The sequence below is a fragment of the Methylobacterium sp. UNC378MF genome, from assembly GCF_900103195.1.
Classification (GTDB): domain Bacteria; phylum Pseudomonadota; class Alphaproteobacteria; order Rhizobiales; family Beijerinckiaceae; genus Methylobacterium.
Map to the genome: position 1 here is coordinate 24,622 of NZ_FMWU01000009.1, position 16,091 is coordinate 40,712.

The following is a 16,091-nucleotide window of genomic DNA, read 5'->3' on the forward strand; positions in this document are numbered from 1 at the left end:
GACGTTTGCCGCCACCAACCTCAACACCCGTCTCCCGTCCCGCGAAGGATCGCGGATGTCAGCCGTCTTCCTGGTACAGAAGCGTGAGCGTACCGAGAAGACTGCCTACCACGGCCGGGAACCAGGCCGCCACCGGTGCGGCGACGAGACCGGACGCCCCGAGCCCCTCCATGACCTGTCGGACCACGTAGAGAGCGAAGCCGGCCGCGACGCCACCGAGGACGAGTTTTCCGACACCACCAAAGCGGAAGAACCGTAAGGAAACGGTTGCGGCGACGATAACCATGGCCACGAACAGAACCGGCCTTGCCCACAGAACATCGTACTGGAGTCGGTACCGGGTTGCGTCCAAGCCGGCCCGCTCGGTCCGCGCGATGGTTGTGGGAAGTTGCCAGAAAGGCACAGATTCCGGGGGGGTGAAGCGCTGCCGCACCTGTCCGGGGTCGAGGTTCGAGGCGATCAGGTAGGTGTCGAACGACTCAGGCGGTGCGTCCGGTGTGAGAACGCGCACATCGGAGAGCTCCCAATAGCCGTCGTGGAGCGTGGCGCGAGCGGCGGCGAGCTGCTCGGCGAACTTGCCGGAAGCGTCGAAGGTGAAGACCGACACGCCGGCCAGGGTGGTCGTGCCCTCGATGGCCGTCTCGGCGCGGAGGATCGCCTCGCCGTCGAGCCCCTTTTGGCGGATCCAGAGGTCCTTGCCCGAGCCGGCCTTAGTGGATTTGGCGAAGATCTTCGCCTCGATCTCGGTCGAGCGCTGCTTCAGCATCGCCGAGACCGGATTGTAGACCCCGACTGCCAGCGCGCCGAGGGCGAGCGCCACGAAGAAGCCGGGCTGCAGGAACTGCCAGGCCGAGATCCCGGCCGCGCGGGCGACCACCAGCTCCAGCTTGCGCGAGAGCTGCAGCAGGGCCGCCATCGAGCCGAACAGGACAGCGAAGGGCAGCACCCCCTCGGCCACCGCCGGGGTGCGGTAGAACGAAAGCTGCGCCATCAGCCCCGTGGAGGCGCCCTGGGCCTCGCCGGCGCGGCGGAGCAGTTCGACGAAATCGAGGGTGTAAACCAGGGCGAACACGGTGACGAACACGCTGAAGATCGTGCGGGCGAACCGGGCGGCGAAGTAGCGCCCGAGGGTAGGGCCGATCAGCATCATCGGGTCAGGCCGCCGGCGCGAGGTGCGGGCCGCGGAGCAGGCCGCGCAGGCCGCGGGACAGGGCGGCGTTGAAGGCGCGCACCCGGGCCCCGAAGAAGATCAGAAGGCTCGACAGGACGATCGCGAGCAGCGGCACGCCGTAGACCGCCGCCACCGCCGCGGGGCTGCGTGCCGCAGCGCTGACTGCCGCGAAGCCCGCGATGCGCAGGGCGACCACCGCGAGGATCGCGCCGGCAACCGCGACGCCGCGGCCCTGGCGTGTCGTGCGCGGGTCGCCGAGGGCCGCGAAGGCGATGAAGACCAGGGCCAGCGGGTAGAGACAGGCGGAGAGCCGGTCGTGCAGCTCCGCGCGGAACCGCCCCCTCTGCAACTTGTAATAGCCTTCCGTCGTGTCGGGGAAGAGCAGCTGCGCCGTCGAGCGCTCGCGCGGCTTGTAGATCGTGTCGGAATCCGGGGGCGCGAAGGCGGCGAGGTCGATCGTGTAGCGCTCGAAGGTCAGGATCGAGGAATCGCGCGAGTCCTTCTGCTGCTGATGGACGCTGCCATTCTCCAGGATCAGGTAGCTCTGCCCCTCGACATCGGCGGCATTGCCGCGCTCGGCGAGATAGACCTTTGTCTTGCCTGCCTCCCGCCGGTCCTGGATGAACAGCCCCTTCAGGGTCCCCCCCGGTCCGCGCTCGCGGAAATGGAAGGTGATGCCGTTGTCGAGCTGAGTGAACTGCCCCTCCTTGACGACATTCGCGATGAAGTCGCCGCGGACCCGGGTGATGACGTCGCGCAACTCCTGAAAGCTCGCGGGCATCACCACGACGACCAGGAACCCCACGAGGAAGCTGACGAACAGCGCAAGGGTCAGGAAGGGCCGCAGGAGCGACCGCGGCGGCATCCCGGCCGCCGACATGACGATCAGTTCGGAATCGCCGTTCAATTTGTTGAGGGCGTAGATCGTCCCGATGAACAGGGCGACGGGCGCGATCACCACGATCAGCGTCGGCAGCGACAGCCCCGTCACGAAGAGGAAGACCAACAGGGTCTGGCCCTTGGCGGTCACGAGGTCGAGTTCGCGCAGGGCCTGCGTCAACCAGATCGTGCCGGTGAGCCCGACCAGGCAGGCGAGGGTGGCGCCCAGGGCGATCCGAAAGATGTAGCGCTCGATCTGCCTCATCGGCCCGGCAGTCCCGCTCGTCCTCTCGCGCCCTCAAGGCGGCAGGGACCCGACAAAAGGGGCGATTCCAGGGCTGACGCGCCGCGTTGCGTTCTCCGTCTCAGCGGCTACACAGGGCGGATGACCGGCGCGGCAGCGCAGGTGCGTAGTACGGCTCCGGGATAACGGGCAGGGCGACGGGTATGGCGGACGGTATCGAGATCGGTTTCGGCCCCCTGGAGCAGGGCGGCCACGGCCCGGGTGGATCCGGCGATCTCGTGGTCTTCGTCGGCGACGACCTGACGCTCGGATCGGCGGCCCGTGAGGCGCTGGGCGCCGCCGGGGCGGATCTCGTGGCCCGCGCAGCGGCGTCCGAGAAGTTCAAGGGCCGCTCGCTGACGGCCCTGAGCCTGCCGGCGCCGTCCGGCATCAACGCCGACCGCCTCGTGGTCGTGGGTCTCGGCTCCGACAAGGACAAGGCCAAGACCGACTGGCCGGCGCTCGGCGGCTTCACCGCCGGCAAGGTCGCGGGGCGCACCGCCCGGGTCGTTCTCGACTGGCCGGGGACCACGGTCACGGCGGCGCAGGCCGGCGATTTCGCCCTCGGCTCGCGCCTGCGCACCTACACGTTCGACCGTTACAAGACCAAGAAGAAGCCCGACGCCGACGACAAGTCCGGCACCGCGCTCACCCTGCTGCTCGCCGATCACGGAGCGGCAGCGCGCGCGGGCGAGGGCGCCCGCAGCCTCGCGGACAGCGTGATTCTGGCGCGCGACCTCGTGAACGAGCCGCCGAACGTCCTCTTCCCGGAGGAATTCGCCCGGCGCGCGTCCGAGCTTGCCAAGCTCGGCGTCGAGATCGAGGTCCTGGAGCCGGCCCGGATGCGGGAACTCGGCATGGGCGCGCTGCTGGCCGTGGCACAGGGCTCGGCCCGGGAACCGCGGATCGTGATCATGCGCTGGAACGGCGGTCCCGCCGCCGAGCCGCCGGTGGCCCTGATCGGCAAGGGCGTCGTCTTCGATTCCGGCGGCGTCTCGATCAAGCCCGGCGGGGGCATGGAAGACATGAAGGGCGACATGGGCGGCGCGGCCGCGGTCGTCGGGGCCCTTCACGCGCTCGCCGCGCGCAAGGCGCGCTGCAACGTGGTGGGTGCCATCGGCATCGTGGAGAACATGCCGGACGGCGGGTCCTACCGTCCCTCCGACATCCTGACCTCGATGTCCGGGCAGACCATCGAGGTGATCAACACCGACGCCGAGGGCCGGCTGGTGCTGGCCGACGTGATCACCCACGTCATCCGCAGCACCAAGCCGAAGGCGATCGTCGACCTCGCGACGCTGACGGGCGCGATCATCGTGGCACTGGGCCAGGACATCGCCGGGATGTTCTCGAACGACGACACGCTGGCGGGCAACATCAGCGCCGCCGGCGAGGCGACCGGCGAGAAGGTCTGGCGCATGCCGCTGATTCCCGCCTACGACAAGGCGATCGATTCCAAGTTCGCAGACATGAAGAACACCGGCGGCCGCCACGGCGGCGCTGCTACCGCGGCCTCGTTCATCAAGCGCTACGTCGAGGACGTCCCGTGGGCGCATCTCGATATTGCCGGGGTGGCGATGTCGTCGAACGCCAGCGAGATCAACCGCAGCTGGGGCGCGGGCTGGGGCGTGCGCCTCCTCGACCGCCTGATCCGCGACCATTACGAGGCGCGGTAGGTCGCATCGGCGGTCCGCACCCGTCCTGGGACATCTGAGCATGGCCGCGCAAGCCTACGCTGCGCCCGATCAGGCCCGCTCGGGCGCGCAAACTCCCGGGGGCCGCGGCGGCCTTCTGGCTGCGTCGGGGCCGATCCTCGCGATGCTGGCGGTCCTCGCCCTCGTGGTCGCCACCGGCGTGAGCCAGCACTCCGCCGTGCCGGAGGCGGCGGAGCCCTGGATCTTCGGCTACTTCATCGGCCGCTACCCGCTCTTCGCCTTCGCCCTCATCTACGGGGTCGGACATCTCGCGCGGGTCGCGGCGGAGCCTGGACCGGCCTCGGTGACGCGGCGGGCCGTGTTCGGCCTCGCCGGGGCGGCCGCACTCGCCGCAGCCGGGCTCTATCCGACCTTCGGCGGCATCATATTACGCGGCGGCTTCGCAACCGGCGGGATGGCCTTCCTCACCCACCAGCCGCTCTGGCTGGCCTATGGCCTCGGTGCCGCCGTGGCGGCCCTGCTGTTCGGCGGCATCCTGGGACTGTTCGCGGTCGCGGCAAATCGGCCGCTGCGGCCGAGCCTGCGCCGAATCGGCTTCGGCGCGCTCGCCTTCCTGACCCTGTGGTTCGGCGCCGCTATCATCGGCCTCGCCGCCGATCTGGGATTCGGACCCTGGCCGAAGCGGGCGCTGCGGCCGGACGAGGCCGGCCTCGCCGCCCTTCTTCTGATCGCCGCCGCGCTGCCGCACACGGTGCTGGCGACATTGCGCAGGCATCGTCCGGTCGCCTGAGCCCGCCTCCTTGCGGGCCGGCCGCCGTTCCCGCAGAGTCGTCGCGACAGGCGTTGCGGGACTCGGCCACCGAGAGTCGGGCCCGCGGGAGGCATCGCGATGCATGAGGCGAACGTGATCGAGCACGGCGCTCAAGCCGCTGCGGCCGGACCGTTGCCGGATGCGCCCGGCAACGGGTTCTCCGATCGACCTTGGCTGACCGCCTACCCCCCCGGAGTTCCGGCGGAGATCGACGTGGCAGGCCTCGGGACCCTGGTCGACTTGTTCGAATCCAGCATGGCGGCCTTCGCGGATCGGCCTGCGATGCTGTGCTTCGGCTCGACCATGACCTACGCGACGCTCGGTCAGCAGGCGCGCGACTTCGCTGCCTGGCTGAAGGGGCAGGGCTTGGCGAAGGGCGACCGCGTCGCGATCATGCTGCCGAACATCCCCGCCTACGCGGTGGCGATTTTCGGCATCCTCCTGGCCGGCGGGACGGTGGTCAACACCAACCCTCTCTACACGCCCCGGGAATGCGCGCAGCAGATCAACGATTCCGGCGCGCGGATCCTGATTGTCCTCGAGAATTTCGGCGCCACGGTCGCGGCGGCACTACCGGAGGTGGCTCTGGAGCGGGTCGTCCTCGTGGGACCGGGCGATGGACTTGGGCTCAAAGGGCAGGTGATCACTCTCGCCAGTCGGCACGTCCGGAAGGCGGTGCCGCCGTTCCGGTTGCCGGACGGCCTCGCGGTCCCCTTCGCCACCGTCCTGCGCCGGGGCCGGGCGATGCCGCGGGCCTCTGTCCCGGTCGAACCGGAGGATCTCGCTTTCCTGCAATATACCGGCGGGACCACCGGCATCGCCAAGGCGGCGATGCTGAGCCATCGCAACATCATGGCGAATGTCGAGCAGTCGCAGCTCTGGTTCAACTCGAAGGATCCGAGCGTCACGCGCTGCGTGGTCACGGCCCTGCCGCTCTACCACATCTTCGCACTCACCGCGTGCTTCTTCCAGTTCATGCGAAGCGGCGGATCCTGCCTCCTGATCCCCAATCCGCGCGATTGTGACGGCATGGTGAGGACGCTGAGCCGCACCCGCTTCACGCACCTGATGGGTGTGAACACCCTGTTCAACGTGCTCATCAACCACCCGAAGATCGGCACCGTCGACTTCGCCAATCTCGACTTCGTGGTCGGCGGCGGCACGGCCGTCCAGCGGGCCGTGGCCGAGCGCTGGAAGGCGCTGACCGGCAACACGATCATCGAGGGCTACGGCCTGTCCGAGACCTCGCCGGTCGTCTGCGTCAATCCGCGGGGGATGCAGGATTTCTCCGGCACGATCGGCTACCCGCTGCCCTCCACCGAAGTATCGATCCGCGATCTCTCCGGTCGGCCAGTCCCGGTCGGAGAGCCAGGCGAGATCTGCGTGCGCGGGCCGCAGGTGATGCGCGGCTACTGGAACAGGCCGGAGGAGACGGCCCGGGCCATGACTCCGGACGGGTTCTTCCGGACGGGCGACGTCGCGATCCTGCAGCCGGATGGCCAGATCCGGATCGTCGACCGGATGAAGGACATGATCCTGGTCTCCGGCTTCAACGTCTATCCCAACGAGGTCGAGGACGTTCTGGCGGGCCATCCGGCGGTACTCGAATGCGCGGTGGTCGGCGCCCCGAGCGAGGAGACCGGCGAGATGGTCGTGGCCCATGTCGTCCTGAAGGATCCGTCGGTCTCCATCGATGCCCTGCGGGTCCATGCGCGCACTCAGCTCACCGGCTACAAGGTGCCCCGCCGCGTGGTGCTCCACGAGACCCTTCCGAAGACCAATGTCGGCAAGGTGCTGCGGCGGATGCTGCGGGACGAGACGCCGCCAGCCTGATCGTCGGCCGATCGCCTCCCGCCTCCCTGCGTCCGGGTGCCGCTCGTCGGCGGCGTAACCGTGCTGTGACGGTCGCCGAAAGGTGAGGCTGCGGCGCTTGAACCCCTGTCGGTCGTGGCCGATCTGTGGGTTGTGCGCGCGGGATATCCGAGGAGACGGCCATGTTGATCAGGCGCAAGCGCGGTTGGGAGATTCCAGAGCATCTGGCGACGCCGGAGTCCGTCTTCCTCAATCGGCGGAACCTGATCGGCGGCGCGGCCGGGCTCGCGGCCGGCTCGCTCCTGGGCGGCCGCGCGGCCTGGGCGGCCACGGGCGACCAGGCGTCCTACCCGGCGCCGCGGAACCCGGCCTATACGCTCGACAGGCCCCTGACCCCGGAGCGTTTCAGCGCCGACTACAACAATTTCTACGAATTCGGCACGTCGAAGACGGTTCTGCCGGCCGCCAACGCCCTCAAGACGCAGCCCTGGACCCTGAAGATCGACGGTCTCGTGGAGAAGCCGTTCGAGATCGGCGTCGACGACCTGATCCGGAAGGTCGGCCTGGAGGAGAGGCTCTATCGGCACCGCTGCGTCGAGGCGTGGTCCATGGCGGTGCCCTGGACCGGCTTCCCGCTGGCGAAGCTCGTGGCCCTCGCCAAGCCCACCGGCGGCGCGAAGTACATCCGCTTCGAAACCTTCATGGACAAGGCGATGGCGCCCGGCCAGCGGGCCTTCTTCTATCCCTGGCCCTACACGGAGGGCCTGACCCTCGCGGAGGCCGGCAACGACCTCGCCTTCATGGTCACGGGGATCTACGGCAAGCCGCTGCCCAACCAGTTCGGGGCGCCGATCCGTGTCGCGGTGCCTTGGAAATACGGGTTCAAATCGGCGAAGTCGCTGGTGAAGGTCTCGTTCACCGCAGACCGGCCGAAGACCTTCTGGGAGGGGCTGCAGGCTTCCGAATACGGCTTCTGGGCCAACGTGAACCCGGCTGTGCCGCATCCGCGCTGGAGCCAGGCGACGGAGCGCGTCCTCGGGACCGACCAGCGGGTGCCGACGTTGATCTACAACGGCTACGGCGAGCAGGTTGCGGGTCTCTACAAGGGGCTTGAGGGCGAACGCCTATTCGTGTGAGCACTGCCCGGCCGCGGCCGCGGCCGCGGGAGTCGCGCCGGTTCGCGCGTGGCTCCCAGTGCCTGCCGCGACTCAGGTCCCTGGGTCGGACCTGTATCGGATTCGGCGGACCGCGCTCTAACGCGGGCAGGCATGGGTCCGCTCGAAAGCCTGCAGTTCCGCCACGGCCGACTGCTCCTGGCGTGAGAGCGGAACCCGATCCATAGCGTCGTACTGGCAACCCGCATTGCCGAAGGTCCGGATCGCCCGCGGCGTGCTGAAGCAGTATCCGGCCTGCTTGTAGATCAGGTTGCGCTGATACCAAGCTTCCGCGCAGTCATTCGCCATGGCACCGGTCGATCCGGCGACGAGGATCAGAGCGTAGAGGCCAGCACGCATGGAGTCGTCTCCGTGAGAAGGCCGAGATCAAGCATCTGACGCTCAGTAGGTCCAGCGCTGCGCCTTCGAGACGAGGAAATCGCGGAACGCCTGGACCCGGGCGACCGAGCGCATCTCCTCGGCATAGACGAGGTAGCTCTCAAGGCTCGGCATCTCGGTCTCGCGCAGCACCTGCACGAGCTGCTGGCCGCCATCCACCGCGTAATCGGGCAGGATGCCGATGCCGGCGCCGGCTTCCATCGCACGCTGCAGGGCGCCGATGTTGTTCACCGTCAGGTGGACCTGGCGCCGGTCGCGGCCCTCTCGGCCGGCATCGGCCAGCCAATGGGCGGCGAGCAGATAGGAGGGCTCATTGCCGCCGAAGGAGACGAGGCGGTGATCGTCGAGTTCCTCGATGGTCTTGGGCTCGCCGAAGCGCTTCACGTAATCCGGGCTCGCGAAGGCGTGGTAGTGCACGGTGAAGAGCCGCCGCTGGATCAGGTCCGGCTGGGCTGGCCGACGCATGCGGATCGCCACATCGGCCTCGCGCATGGCGAGATCGAGTTCCTCGTTGGTGAGAATCAGCTCGATGCGCACATCCGGGTAGAGGTCGAGGAACTCGCCCACCCGCTGCGACAGCCAGGATGTGCCGAGCCCGACAGTGGTAGTGACCTTAAGATCACCGGTCGGGCGCTCGGAGGTCTCCACAAGCCGGGCGCGGGTATTCTCCAGGCGCAGCTTCATGTCCCGGGCGGCACGAAACAGCAGATCGCCCTGCTCGGTCAGCAGCAGGCCACGGGCATGGCGGTGGAACAGCGGCGCCTTCAACTCGCGCTCCAGGGCGCTGATCTGGCGACTCACTGCCGATTGGCTGAGCCCGATATCGTCACCCGCCTTGGTGAAGCTCCCCGCCTCAGCGACGTTGAGGAAGATCCGGATCTTGTCCCAGTCCAAGGCGTGAACCCCTACCAGCGCGCGCCCGCGGGTCGCACCCGGCAATACGGCGGGCACGAAGCGGACGGCAGATCACCGGGCGAACTGCGCGGCGCCGACGCACGGATGACCGCTCGCGGCACCGCGCGGGCATGCAATCGGTGCATCCCGGCGCAGTCAGCACTCCTATGCACACGGCGCATGGTTCTGCGCAAGCGGAAGAGGCGGGAAGTTGTTGAAATGATGAGCCGGCCCCAGCGCTGCGCGCGAGAGCCTGCTCTGTCGTCATTCCGCTGCGGCCTGGACCGGGCTCTCGCCGATCTCCAAATTGGCGAGGAACTTCTCCGCTTCCAGCGCCGCCATGCAGCCCATGCCGGCGGCGGTGATCGCCTGGCGGTAGACGTCGTCCGTGACATCGCCGGCCGCAAACACGCCCGGGATCTCGGTCTCGGTGGTGCCGGGCCTCACGGTCAGGTAGCCGCCATGGCGCATCGGCAGCTGCCCCTCGAAGATCGCGGTCGCCGGCTGGTGGCCGATCGCCACGAATACGCCGTCGGCCTTCACCTCGCTGATCTCGCCCGAGCGCGGATCCTTGAGGCGGACATGGGTCACGTTCGGCGCCGGCTTCTGCACGCCGCAGATCTCGGCGATCTCCCGGTGCCAGAGCACCTCGACATTCGGGTGCTTGAACAGGCGCTCCTGCAGGATCCGCTCGGCGCGGAAGCTGTCGCGGCGGTGGACCACCGTCACCTTGCTGGCGATGTTGGCAAGGTACAGGGCCTCTTCGACCGCGGTGTTCCCGCCGCCGACCACCACGACCTCCTTGCCACGGAAGAAGAACCCGTCGCAGGTGGCGCAGGCCGAGACACCGCCGCCCTGGAAGGCCGCCTCGGAGGGAATGCCGAGCCACTTGGCCTGGGCGCCGGTGGCTATGATCAGAGCATCGCAGGAATAGGTCTCGCCGGAATCGGCCTCAAGGCGGAACGGCCGCTGTTTGAGGTCGACCTTCGTGATGTATTCCGAGACGATCCGCGTGCCGACATGCTCGGCCTGGAGGCGCATCTGCTCCATCAGCCAGGGGCCCTGGATGGCCTCGGCGAAGCCCGGGTAGTTCTCGACATCCGTGGTGATCATCAGCTGCCCGCCGGGCTGGAAGCCGGAGATCAGCAGCGGCTCGACCATGGCGCGGGCCGCGTAGATCGCCGCCGTGTAGCCCGCCGGTCCTGAGCCGATGATTACGAGCTTGGCGTGGGTGTGGGCCATCTATCTCGGTCTCCTCAGGCCGGTCCGGCTGCGCGGCGCGCAGCATATGCGTCGGCGAGCGCTTGCGCGATCACCGGCGTCGCGTCGATCGGCTTGTACGTCAGATCCGCCAACTGACCGGTGAACGGCCGCAGGGCTCCGGCAATCGCCAGCCCGGCGAACATTCGTCGATGCCGGATATAGGTGCGCGGCAGGTCGAACAGCAGGACCGGCGCGCCGGTGGACACGGCCTCGCTCACCATGTTGGCCGAATCGGAGGTGACGACGATTGCCTCGGCGAGGGCCAGCATGGCGACGTAGGGATTGTCGCCGGTGCCGTCCCAGAGAAAGCCGCCGGTGTCGGACGCGAGCGCCCTCACGGCGTCCCGGAGCGGGTTCGGCGTCCGGCGGGAGATCGTCACCATCAGCCGGCAGCCCTGCGCGGCGAGCCCGCGCAGATCCTCCACGAGGCGATTCATGTCGGTCTTGCGATAGCTCAGGTGTCGGCTGTCGCCGCCGACCAGGACCGCCACCCGTGGCCCGTCGAGACGCGCGAGGCGTGGATCCGGGCGGGCTCGGGCCTGCGCCAGGCGTGCCGCGGTCACCAGGTGCGGCGCCGTCAGCGTGGTGAAGACGTTGGGTCCGCGCAGATCGTCGTAATCCGGCACCCAGATGAAGTCGGCGCTGTCCGCGCCGGTGCGCGGATCCTTGAGGAACGCCGTGAAGGTCCGGCCGCCCGTGGCGCGCCGCACCGCCCGCAGGTACGGGACGGATCGCCGCCCGGAGGCGATCAGGATATCGGGATAGGGGCCCGACAAAGCGCCGGCGCGGCGGCGCGGCCCCTCGCGGGGATCAATCGGTCCCCAGGGCGCCATCCAGCCGAACGGCCCCGAGGCCGGTACCTGGCGGATCTCGTAGGCGAGGCCCAAGGTCTCGGCGATGCCGACACATTGATTCTCGTCGCCGGCCTTTCCGTCAGTGACGATCCAGGCGCGGGCGCGGGCGAGTTCGGGCAGGTGCTGATGCCGCGGGTCCGGGCGGCTCAGCGGCGCGGTCTGCGCCTCCGACATGTCGATGCTTGCCATGCTCCTCACCGGAAACGCCCCGCACCGCCGGCCGGGGCAGGCGGCCTCTCTCTAATCCCGCGGCAGATCGCGGGCGAGCCATTGGGCATAGATGTCTGCAATGGCGGCCAGTCGGCGCTGCTCGAACTGCGAATCGTACCACGCACCTCCATAGCTCGACGGCGTCGCGGTCATCTGCGGGTGCCGACCGAGGACCTGGCCCCTTGGTCCGACAAGCAGCGCCTCGCCCTCCAAGTAATCCGTCTGGAAGTTGCCGCCTAAGCCCGGCCGAGCGCCGCTGCCGGTATAGGGCCGCAGCGACAGGCTGCTCACCACCACGACGAGGCGCGGCCCGCGACCGCCGATCCGGCCGGCGAAGTTCTTCCGGAGAGCCTCCGTCAGGTCGGCCGCCAGCGCCTCGGCCTGGAGGCCCCCGCCCTTATCGAGAAGCGGCCGGACATCGACGCGGATGTCGGAGAAGAACGGCGTCGCGGGAAAATCGCTCGCCGTCGCGGATCCGGCGACGGCGCCGAGGAGGAGGCCGGCGAGCCGGCCCCAGAAACGCGGGCGCATGGCTCAGGCGCCGTACTGGACGGCGACGACCTCGTAGGACTTTCCGCCGCCCGGCGTCGTGACCTCGACCGTGTCGCCGACACCCTTGCCGATCAGCGCGCGGGCGATCGGCGAGGTGATTGAGACGCGGCCGGACCGCACGTCGGCCTCCGGCTCGCCGACGATCTGGTAGGTCTTCGTCTCCTCCGTGTCCTCGTCAACGAGCTTCACGGTGGCGCCGAACTTGATCTTGTCGCCCGAGAGCTTCGAGACGTCGATCACTTCGGCCCGCGCGATCATGCTCTCCAGCTCGAGGACGCGGCCCTCGTTGTGCGACTGCGCTTCCTTGGCGGCGTGATACTCGGCGTTCTCCGACAGGTCGCCTAGCGCGCGGGCTTCCGCGATGGCCTGGATGATGCGCTGGCGCTCCACCTGCTGACGGTGCTTCAGCTCCTCTTCGAGGGCTGCGAGCCCGCGCACCGTGATCGGAACCTTGTCTATCGCCATCGTCTCGCGCCACAATGAAGAGGCCCGGCCGAGAGTGTAGCACTCCCTCCGGGCCACGAAATGAAGTCAGCGGAACCCTGAGGTTCAGGCTGCGAAGTATTCCTGCAAGGCACGGACCTTGAGATCGCCTTCTAGATAGGCCTTGATCCCCTCGGCCGCGGCCATCGCGCCGGCTAGAGTGGTGTAATACGGCACCTTATGCAAGAGGGCCGCGCGCCGGAGCGAGCGCGAGTCCGACAGGGCGCCGGCCCCCTCGGTGGTGTTCAGCACGAGATGGATCCCGCCATTCTTGATCGCGTCGACCACGTGCGGCCGGCCTTCGAGAACCTTGTTGATCCGCTCGGCCGGAACGCCGTTCTCGACGAGATAGCGCTGCGTGCCGCCGGTCGCCAGGATGGTGAAGCCGAGATCGGACAGCAGCTTCATGGTCGGCAGGATGCGGGCCTTGTCGGCGTCCCGCACGGAGACGAACACGGCGCCCGCCTTCGGCACCTGCGTGCCCGAGCCGAGCTGGCTCTTGGCGAAGGCCACGCCGAAGCTGGTATCGAGCCCGATCACCTCGCCGGTGGAGCGCATCTCCGGGCCGAGCAGCACGTCGACGCCGGGGAAGCGCGCGAAGGGGAAGACCGCTTCCTTCACGGCGATGTGCGGCAGCGTCTTCGGCTTCAAGCCGAAGGCCGAGAGCGGCTCGCCCGCCATGATCCGCGCCGCGATCTTGGCGATCGGCTCGCCGATGACCTTGGCGACGAACGGCACGGTGCGCGACGCCCGCGGGTTCACCTCCAGCACGTAGATGACCCCGTCCTTGATGGCGTACTGGACGTTCATCAGGCCGACGACGTTCAGCGCCAGCGCCATGGCCTTGGTCTGGCGCTCCAGATCGTCCACGGTCTCGGGCGACAGGGAGCGCGGCGGCAGCGAGCAGGCCGAGTCGCCGGAATGGATGCCGGCCTCCTCGATGTGCTCCATGATGCCGGCGATGAACACGTCCTTGCCGTCGCAAACCGCGTCGACGTCGACCTCGACGGCGTCCGAGAGGTAGCGGTCGAACAGGAGCGGGTTCTTGCCCAGCACCGTGTTGATCTGGCCGGTCTTGTCGTTCGGGTAGCGAGCCTTGACCTCGGAGGGGATCAGGCTCGGCAGCGTGTCGAGGAGGTAATCGGCGAACTGCGTCTCATCGCGGATGATCGCCATGGCGCGGCCGCCGAGCACGTAGCTCGGGCGCACCACGAAGGGCAGGCCGAGATCGGCCGCGACCAAGCGGCTCTGCTCCACCGAGTAGGCGATGCCGTTCTTCGGCTGCTTCATCGCGAGCTTGTCGAGGAGCCGCTTGAACTGGTCGCGGTCCTCGGCGAGGTCGATGGCGTCGGGCGAGGTGCCGAGGATCGGCACGCCGGCGGCCTCAAGGGCGCGGGCGAGCTTCAGCGGCGTCTGGCCGCCGAACTGCACGATCACCCCGTGCAGGGTGCCGGCCTGCCGCTCGGTCTCGATGATCTCCAGCACGTCCTCGGCGGTCAGCGGCTCGAAATAGAGCCGGTCCGAGGTGTCGTAGTCGGTCGAGACCGTCTCCGGGTTGCAGTTGACCATGATGGTCTCGTAGCCCGCGTCCGACAGCGCGAAGCAGGCGTGGCAGCAGCAATAGTCGAACTCGATGCCCTGACCGATCCGGTTCGGGCCGCCGCCGAGGATGATGACCTTCTTGCGGTCGCTCGGGAACGCCTCGTCGGCAACCGTGCCGGCGAAGGGCGCCACGTAGGTGGAGTACATGTAGGCGGTCGGCGACTTGAACTCCGCCGCACAGGTGTCGATCCGCTTGAAGACCGGACGCACGGCGAGCACCCGGCGGGCCGCGCTCACGGCGGCCTCGTCGGTCTTGGCCAGCACCGCGAGGCGGGCATCCGAAAATCCGGCGGCCTTCAGCTGGCGGAAGGCGCCTGCCGTCTTCGGCAGGCCGTGGGCCCTCACCCGGTTCTCCAAGTCGATGATCGCCTGAAGCTGCTCCAGGAACCACGGATCGATCTTGCAGGAGGCGTAGATCTGCTCGTGGCTGACTCCGAGGCGCAGGGCCTGCGCGACCTTGAGGAGCCGGTCCGGGGTCGGGGTGCCGATGGCGGCCTTGATGGCGTTGTGGTCGTCGCCCTTGCCGAGCCCCTCGATTTCGATGTCGTCGAGGCCAGTCAGCCCGGTCTCCAGCGAGCGGAGCGCCTTCTGCAGCGACTCGGCGAAGCAGCGGCCAATCGCCATAGCCTCGCCCACCGACTTCATCGCGGTGGTCAGCGTCGGCTCGGCGCCGGGGAATTTCTCGAAGGCGAAGCGGGGGATCTTCGTGACGACATAGTCGATCGTCGGCTCGAACGAGGCCGGCGTCGCGCCGCCGGTGATGTCGTTGGCGATCTCGTCGAGCGTGTAGCCGACCGCGAGCTTCGCCGCCACCTTGGCGATCGGGAAGCCGGTGGCCTTCGAGGCGAGCGCCGAGGAGCGCGACACGCGCGGGTTCATCTCGATCACGATCATGCGCCCGTTCTCCGGGTTGATCGCGAATTGCACGTTCGAGCCGCCGGTCTCGACGCCGATCTCGCGGAGCACCGCCAGCGATGCGTCGCGCATCACCTGGTATTCCTTGTCGGTCAGCGTCAACGCCGGGGCGACGGTGATCGAATCACCCGTGTGCACGCCCATCGGGTCGATGTTCTCGATGGAGCAGACGATGATGCAGTTGTCGTTCCTGTCGCGGACGACCTCCATCTCGTACTCTTTCCAGCCGAGCACGCTCTCCTCGATCAGCACCTCGTTGGTCGGGGACGCGTCGATACCGCGCTCGACGATGTCGAGGAACTCCTCGCGGTTGTAGGCAATGCCGCCGCCGGTGCCGCCCATGGTGAAGGACGGGCGGATGATCGCCGGCAGGCCGACCTCGGCCAGCGCCATCAGGGCCTGACCGATCGCGTGCTCGCCATAGCGCTTGCGCCGCTCGGTCTCGCCCGCGGCCCAGCTCTTCTCGTACGCCGCCAGCGCCGCCTGGCGCGCCGCCGGATCGGCGTTGGCCGCCTCGATCCTGGCGATCTCGGCCAGATAGGCCTGACGGTCGGCCTTCTTGGCCGCCGAGGCGTTGGCCAGGGCCGATTTCGGGGTGTCGAGCCCGATCTTGGTCATGGCGTCGCGGAACAGGCTCCGGTCCTCGGCCTTGTCGATGGCCTCGGCCGTCGCGCCGATCATCTGCACACCGTACTTGGCCAGCACGCCCATCTTCTGCAGCGACAGGGCGCAATTCAGCGCCGTCTGGCCGCCCATCGTGGGGAGGATCGCGTCGGGACGCTCCTTCTCGATGATCTTGGCGACGATCTCGGGGGTGATCGGCTCGACATAGGTCGCGTCCGCCATGTCCGGGTCGGTCATGATGGTCGCGGGGTTCGAGTTCACCAGAACGATCCGGTAACCCTCCTCGCGGAGCGCCTTGCAGGCCTGGGTGCCGGAATAGTCGAACTCGCAGGCCTGTCCGATGATGATCGGACCCGCACCAATGATCAGGATGGAGGAGATGTCGGTGCGCTTGGGCATCTGCGGCCTTCTCAGGCCAAGCGCGCCCGATCGGGCACGGCTCAATCGAAGCCCTGCTCCCGGACGCGCGTGGCGGGATTGTCGTTGAGCCCCGCGTTTACACGGGCGACGAGCGCATTGGAAGGCCGGGA

At 68.4% G+C, this 16,091-nt stretch carries 13 protein-coding genes; 4 read left to right on the forward strand and 9 right to left on the reverse strand.

Features of this window, described 5'->3' with window-relative positions:
• Positions 1 to 58: 58 nt before the first annotated feature.
• Positions 59 to 1,147, reverse strand: a complete 1,089-nt coding sequence (gene lptG / locus BLT59_RS10985; RefSeq protein WP_091779372.1) for an LPS export ABC transporter permease LptG — start codon at positions 1,145 to 1,147, stop codon at positions 59 to 61.
• A gap of 7 nt (positions 1,148 to 1,154) precedes the next feature.
• A complete protein-coding gene (gene lptF, locus BLT59_RS10990; protein WP_091779374.1) occupies positions 1,155 to 2,315 on the reverse strand; it encodes an LPS export ABC transporter permease LptF in 1,161 nt (386 codons plus the stop codon).
• 182 nt (positions 2,316 to 2,497) lie between these two features.
• On the opposite strand from lptF, the gene BLT59_RS10995 reads away from it, so the two are divergent.
• From BLT59_RS10995 to msrP, 4 genes are all read left to right on the forward strand, one after another.
• Positions 2,498 to 4,009 carry a leucyl aminopeptidase gene (locus BLT59_RS10995; RefSeq protein WP_091779376.1) on the forward strand — a complete coding sequence of 504 codons (1,512 nt, stop codon included), beginning with the start codon at positions 2,498 to 2,500 and terminating at the stop codon, positions 4,007 to 4,009.
• Between the two features lie 40 nt (positions 4,010 to 4,049).
• Entirely contained in the window at positions 4,050 to 4,778 is a 729-nt protein-coding gene (locus tag BLT59_RS11000) for a hypothetical protein (RefSeq protein ID WP_091779378.1), read from the forward strand.
• A 99-nt stretch (positions 4,779 to 4,877) separates the two neighbouring features.
• The gene (locus tag BLT59_RS11005; protein ID WP_175543994.1) at positions 4,878 to 6,632 is read left to right on the forward strand and encodes an AMP-binding protein; all 1,755 of its coding nucleotides are present in this window, start codon (positions 4,878 to 4,880) and stop codon (positions 6,630 to 6,632) included.
• A gap of 161 nt (positions 6,633 to 6,793) precedes the next feature.
• The gene (gene msrP / locus BLT59_RS11010; protein ID WP_091779380.1) at positions 6,794 to 7,747 is read left to right on the forward strand and encodes a protein-methionine-sulfoxide reductase catalytic subunit MsrP; all 954 of its coding nucleotides are present in this window, start codon (positions 6,794 to 6,796) and stop codon (positions 7,745 to 7,747) included.
• Positions 7,748 to 7,864: 117 nt separating this feature from the next.
• Here msrP and BLT59_RS11015 read toward each other — a convergent pair whose 3' ends face one another.
• From BLT59_RS11015 to carB, 7 genes are all read right to left on the reverse strand, one after another.
• Positions 7,865 to 8,125, reverse strand: a complete 261-nt coding sequence (locus BLT59_RS11015) for a YARHG domain-containing protein (protein ID WP_091779383.1) — start codon at positions 8,123 to 8,125, stop codon at positions 7,865 to 7,867.
• 42 nt (positions 8,126 to 8,167) lie between these two features.
• The gene (locus tag BLT59_RS11020) at positions 8,168 to 9,058 is read right to left on the reverse strand and encodes a LysR family transcriptional regulator (RefSeq protein WP_091779385.1); all 891 of its coding nucleotides are present in this window, start codon (positions 9,056 to 9,058) and stop codon (positions 8,168 to 8,170) included.
• A gap of 264 nt (positions 9,059 to 9,322) precedes the next feature.
• On the reverse strand, positions 9,323 to 10,300 hold the full coding sequence (gene trxB, locus BLT59_RS11025) for a thioredoxin-disulfide reductase (protein WP_091779387.1): 978 nt from the start codon (positions 10,298 to 10,300) through the stop codon (positions 9,323 to 9,325).
• Between the two features lie 14 nt (positions 10,301 to 10,314).
• Positions 10,315 to 11,364, reverse strand: a complete 1,050-nt coding sequence (locus BLT59_RS11030) for a mitochondrial fission ELM1 family protein (RefSeq protein ID WP_091779389.1) — start codon at positions 11,362 to 11,364, stop codon at positions 10,315 to 10,317.
• A gap of 51 nt (positions 11,365 to 11,415) precedes the next feature.
• Positions 11,416 to 11,916 (reverse strand): hypothetical protein, encoded by a 501-nt coding sequence (locus BLT59_RS11035; protein ID WP_091779391.1) that lies wholly within the window; start codon positions 11,914 to 11,916, stop codon positions 11,416 to 11,418.
• Between the two features lie 3 nt (positions 11,917 to 11,919).
• Positions 11,920 to 12,396, reverse strand: coding sequence for a transcription elongation factor GreA (greA, locus tag BLT59_RS11040; RefSeq protein WP_175544000.1), 477 nt, complete (start codon positions 12,394 to 12,396; stop codon positions 11,920 to 11,922).
• 90 nt (positions 12,397 to 12,486) lie between these two features.
• Positions 12,487 to 15,960, reverse strand: a complete 3,474-nt coding sequence (gene carB / locus BLT59_RS11045) for a carbamoyl-phosphate synthase large subunit (RefSeq protein ID WP_091779393.1) — start codon at positions 15,958 to 15,960, stop codon at positions 12,487 to 12,489.
• Between the last annotated feature and the right edge of the window lie 131 nt (positions 15,961 to 16,091).

What these genes read in the sequence shown, in the direction of transcription:
- lptG (WP_091779372.1), bottom strand. Translation starts at nt 1,147, where the DNA reads ATGCTGATCGGCCCTACCCTCGGGCGCTACTTCGCCGCCCGGTTCGCC.
- lptF (WP_091779374.1), bottom strand. Translation starts at nt 2,315, where the DNA reads ATGAGGCAGATCGAGCGCTACATCTTTCGGATCGCCCTGGGCGCCACC.
- BLT59_RS10995 (WP_091779376.1), top strand. Translation starts at nt 2,498, where the DNA reads ATGGCGGACGGTATCGAGATCGGTTTCGGCCCCCTGGAGCAGGGCGGC.
- BLT59_RS11000 (WP_091779378.1), top strand. Translation starts at nt 4,050, where the DNA reads ATGGCCGCGCAAGCCTACGCTGCGCCCGATCAGGCCCGCTCGGGCGCG.
- BLT59_RS11005 (WP_175543994.1), top strand. Translation starts at nt 4,878, where the DNA reads ATGCATGAGGCGAACGTGATCGAGCACGGCGCTCAAGCCGCTGCGGCC.
- msrP (WP_091779380.1), top strand. Translation starts at nt 6,794, where the DNA reads ATGTTGATCAGGCGCAAGCGCGGTTGGGAGATTCCAGAGCATCTGGCG.
- BLT59_RS11015 (WP_091779383.1), bottom strand. Translation starts at nt 8,125, where the DNA reads ATGCGTGCTGGCCTCTACGCTCTGATCCTCGTCGCCGGATCGACCGGT.
- trxB (WP_091779387.1), bottom strand. Translation starts at nt 10,300, where the DNA reads ATGGCCCACACCCACGCCAAGCTCGTAATCATCGGCTCAGGACCGGCG.
- BLT59_RS11030 (WP_091779389.1), bottom strand. Translation starts at nt 11,364, where the DNA reads ATGGCAAGCATCGACATGTCGGAGGCGCAGACCGCGCCGCTGAGCCGC.
- BLT59_RS11035 (WP_091779391.1), bottom strand. Translation starts at nt 11,916, where the DNA reads ATGCGCCCGCGTTTCTGGGGCCGGCTCGCCGGCCTCCTCCTCGGCGCC.
- carB (WP_091779393.1), bottom strand. Translation starts at nt 15,960, where the DNA reads ATGCCCAAGCGCACCGACATCTCCTCCATCCTGATCATTGGTGCGGGT.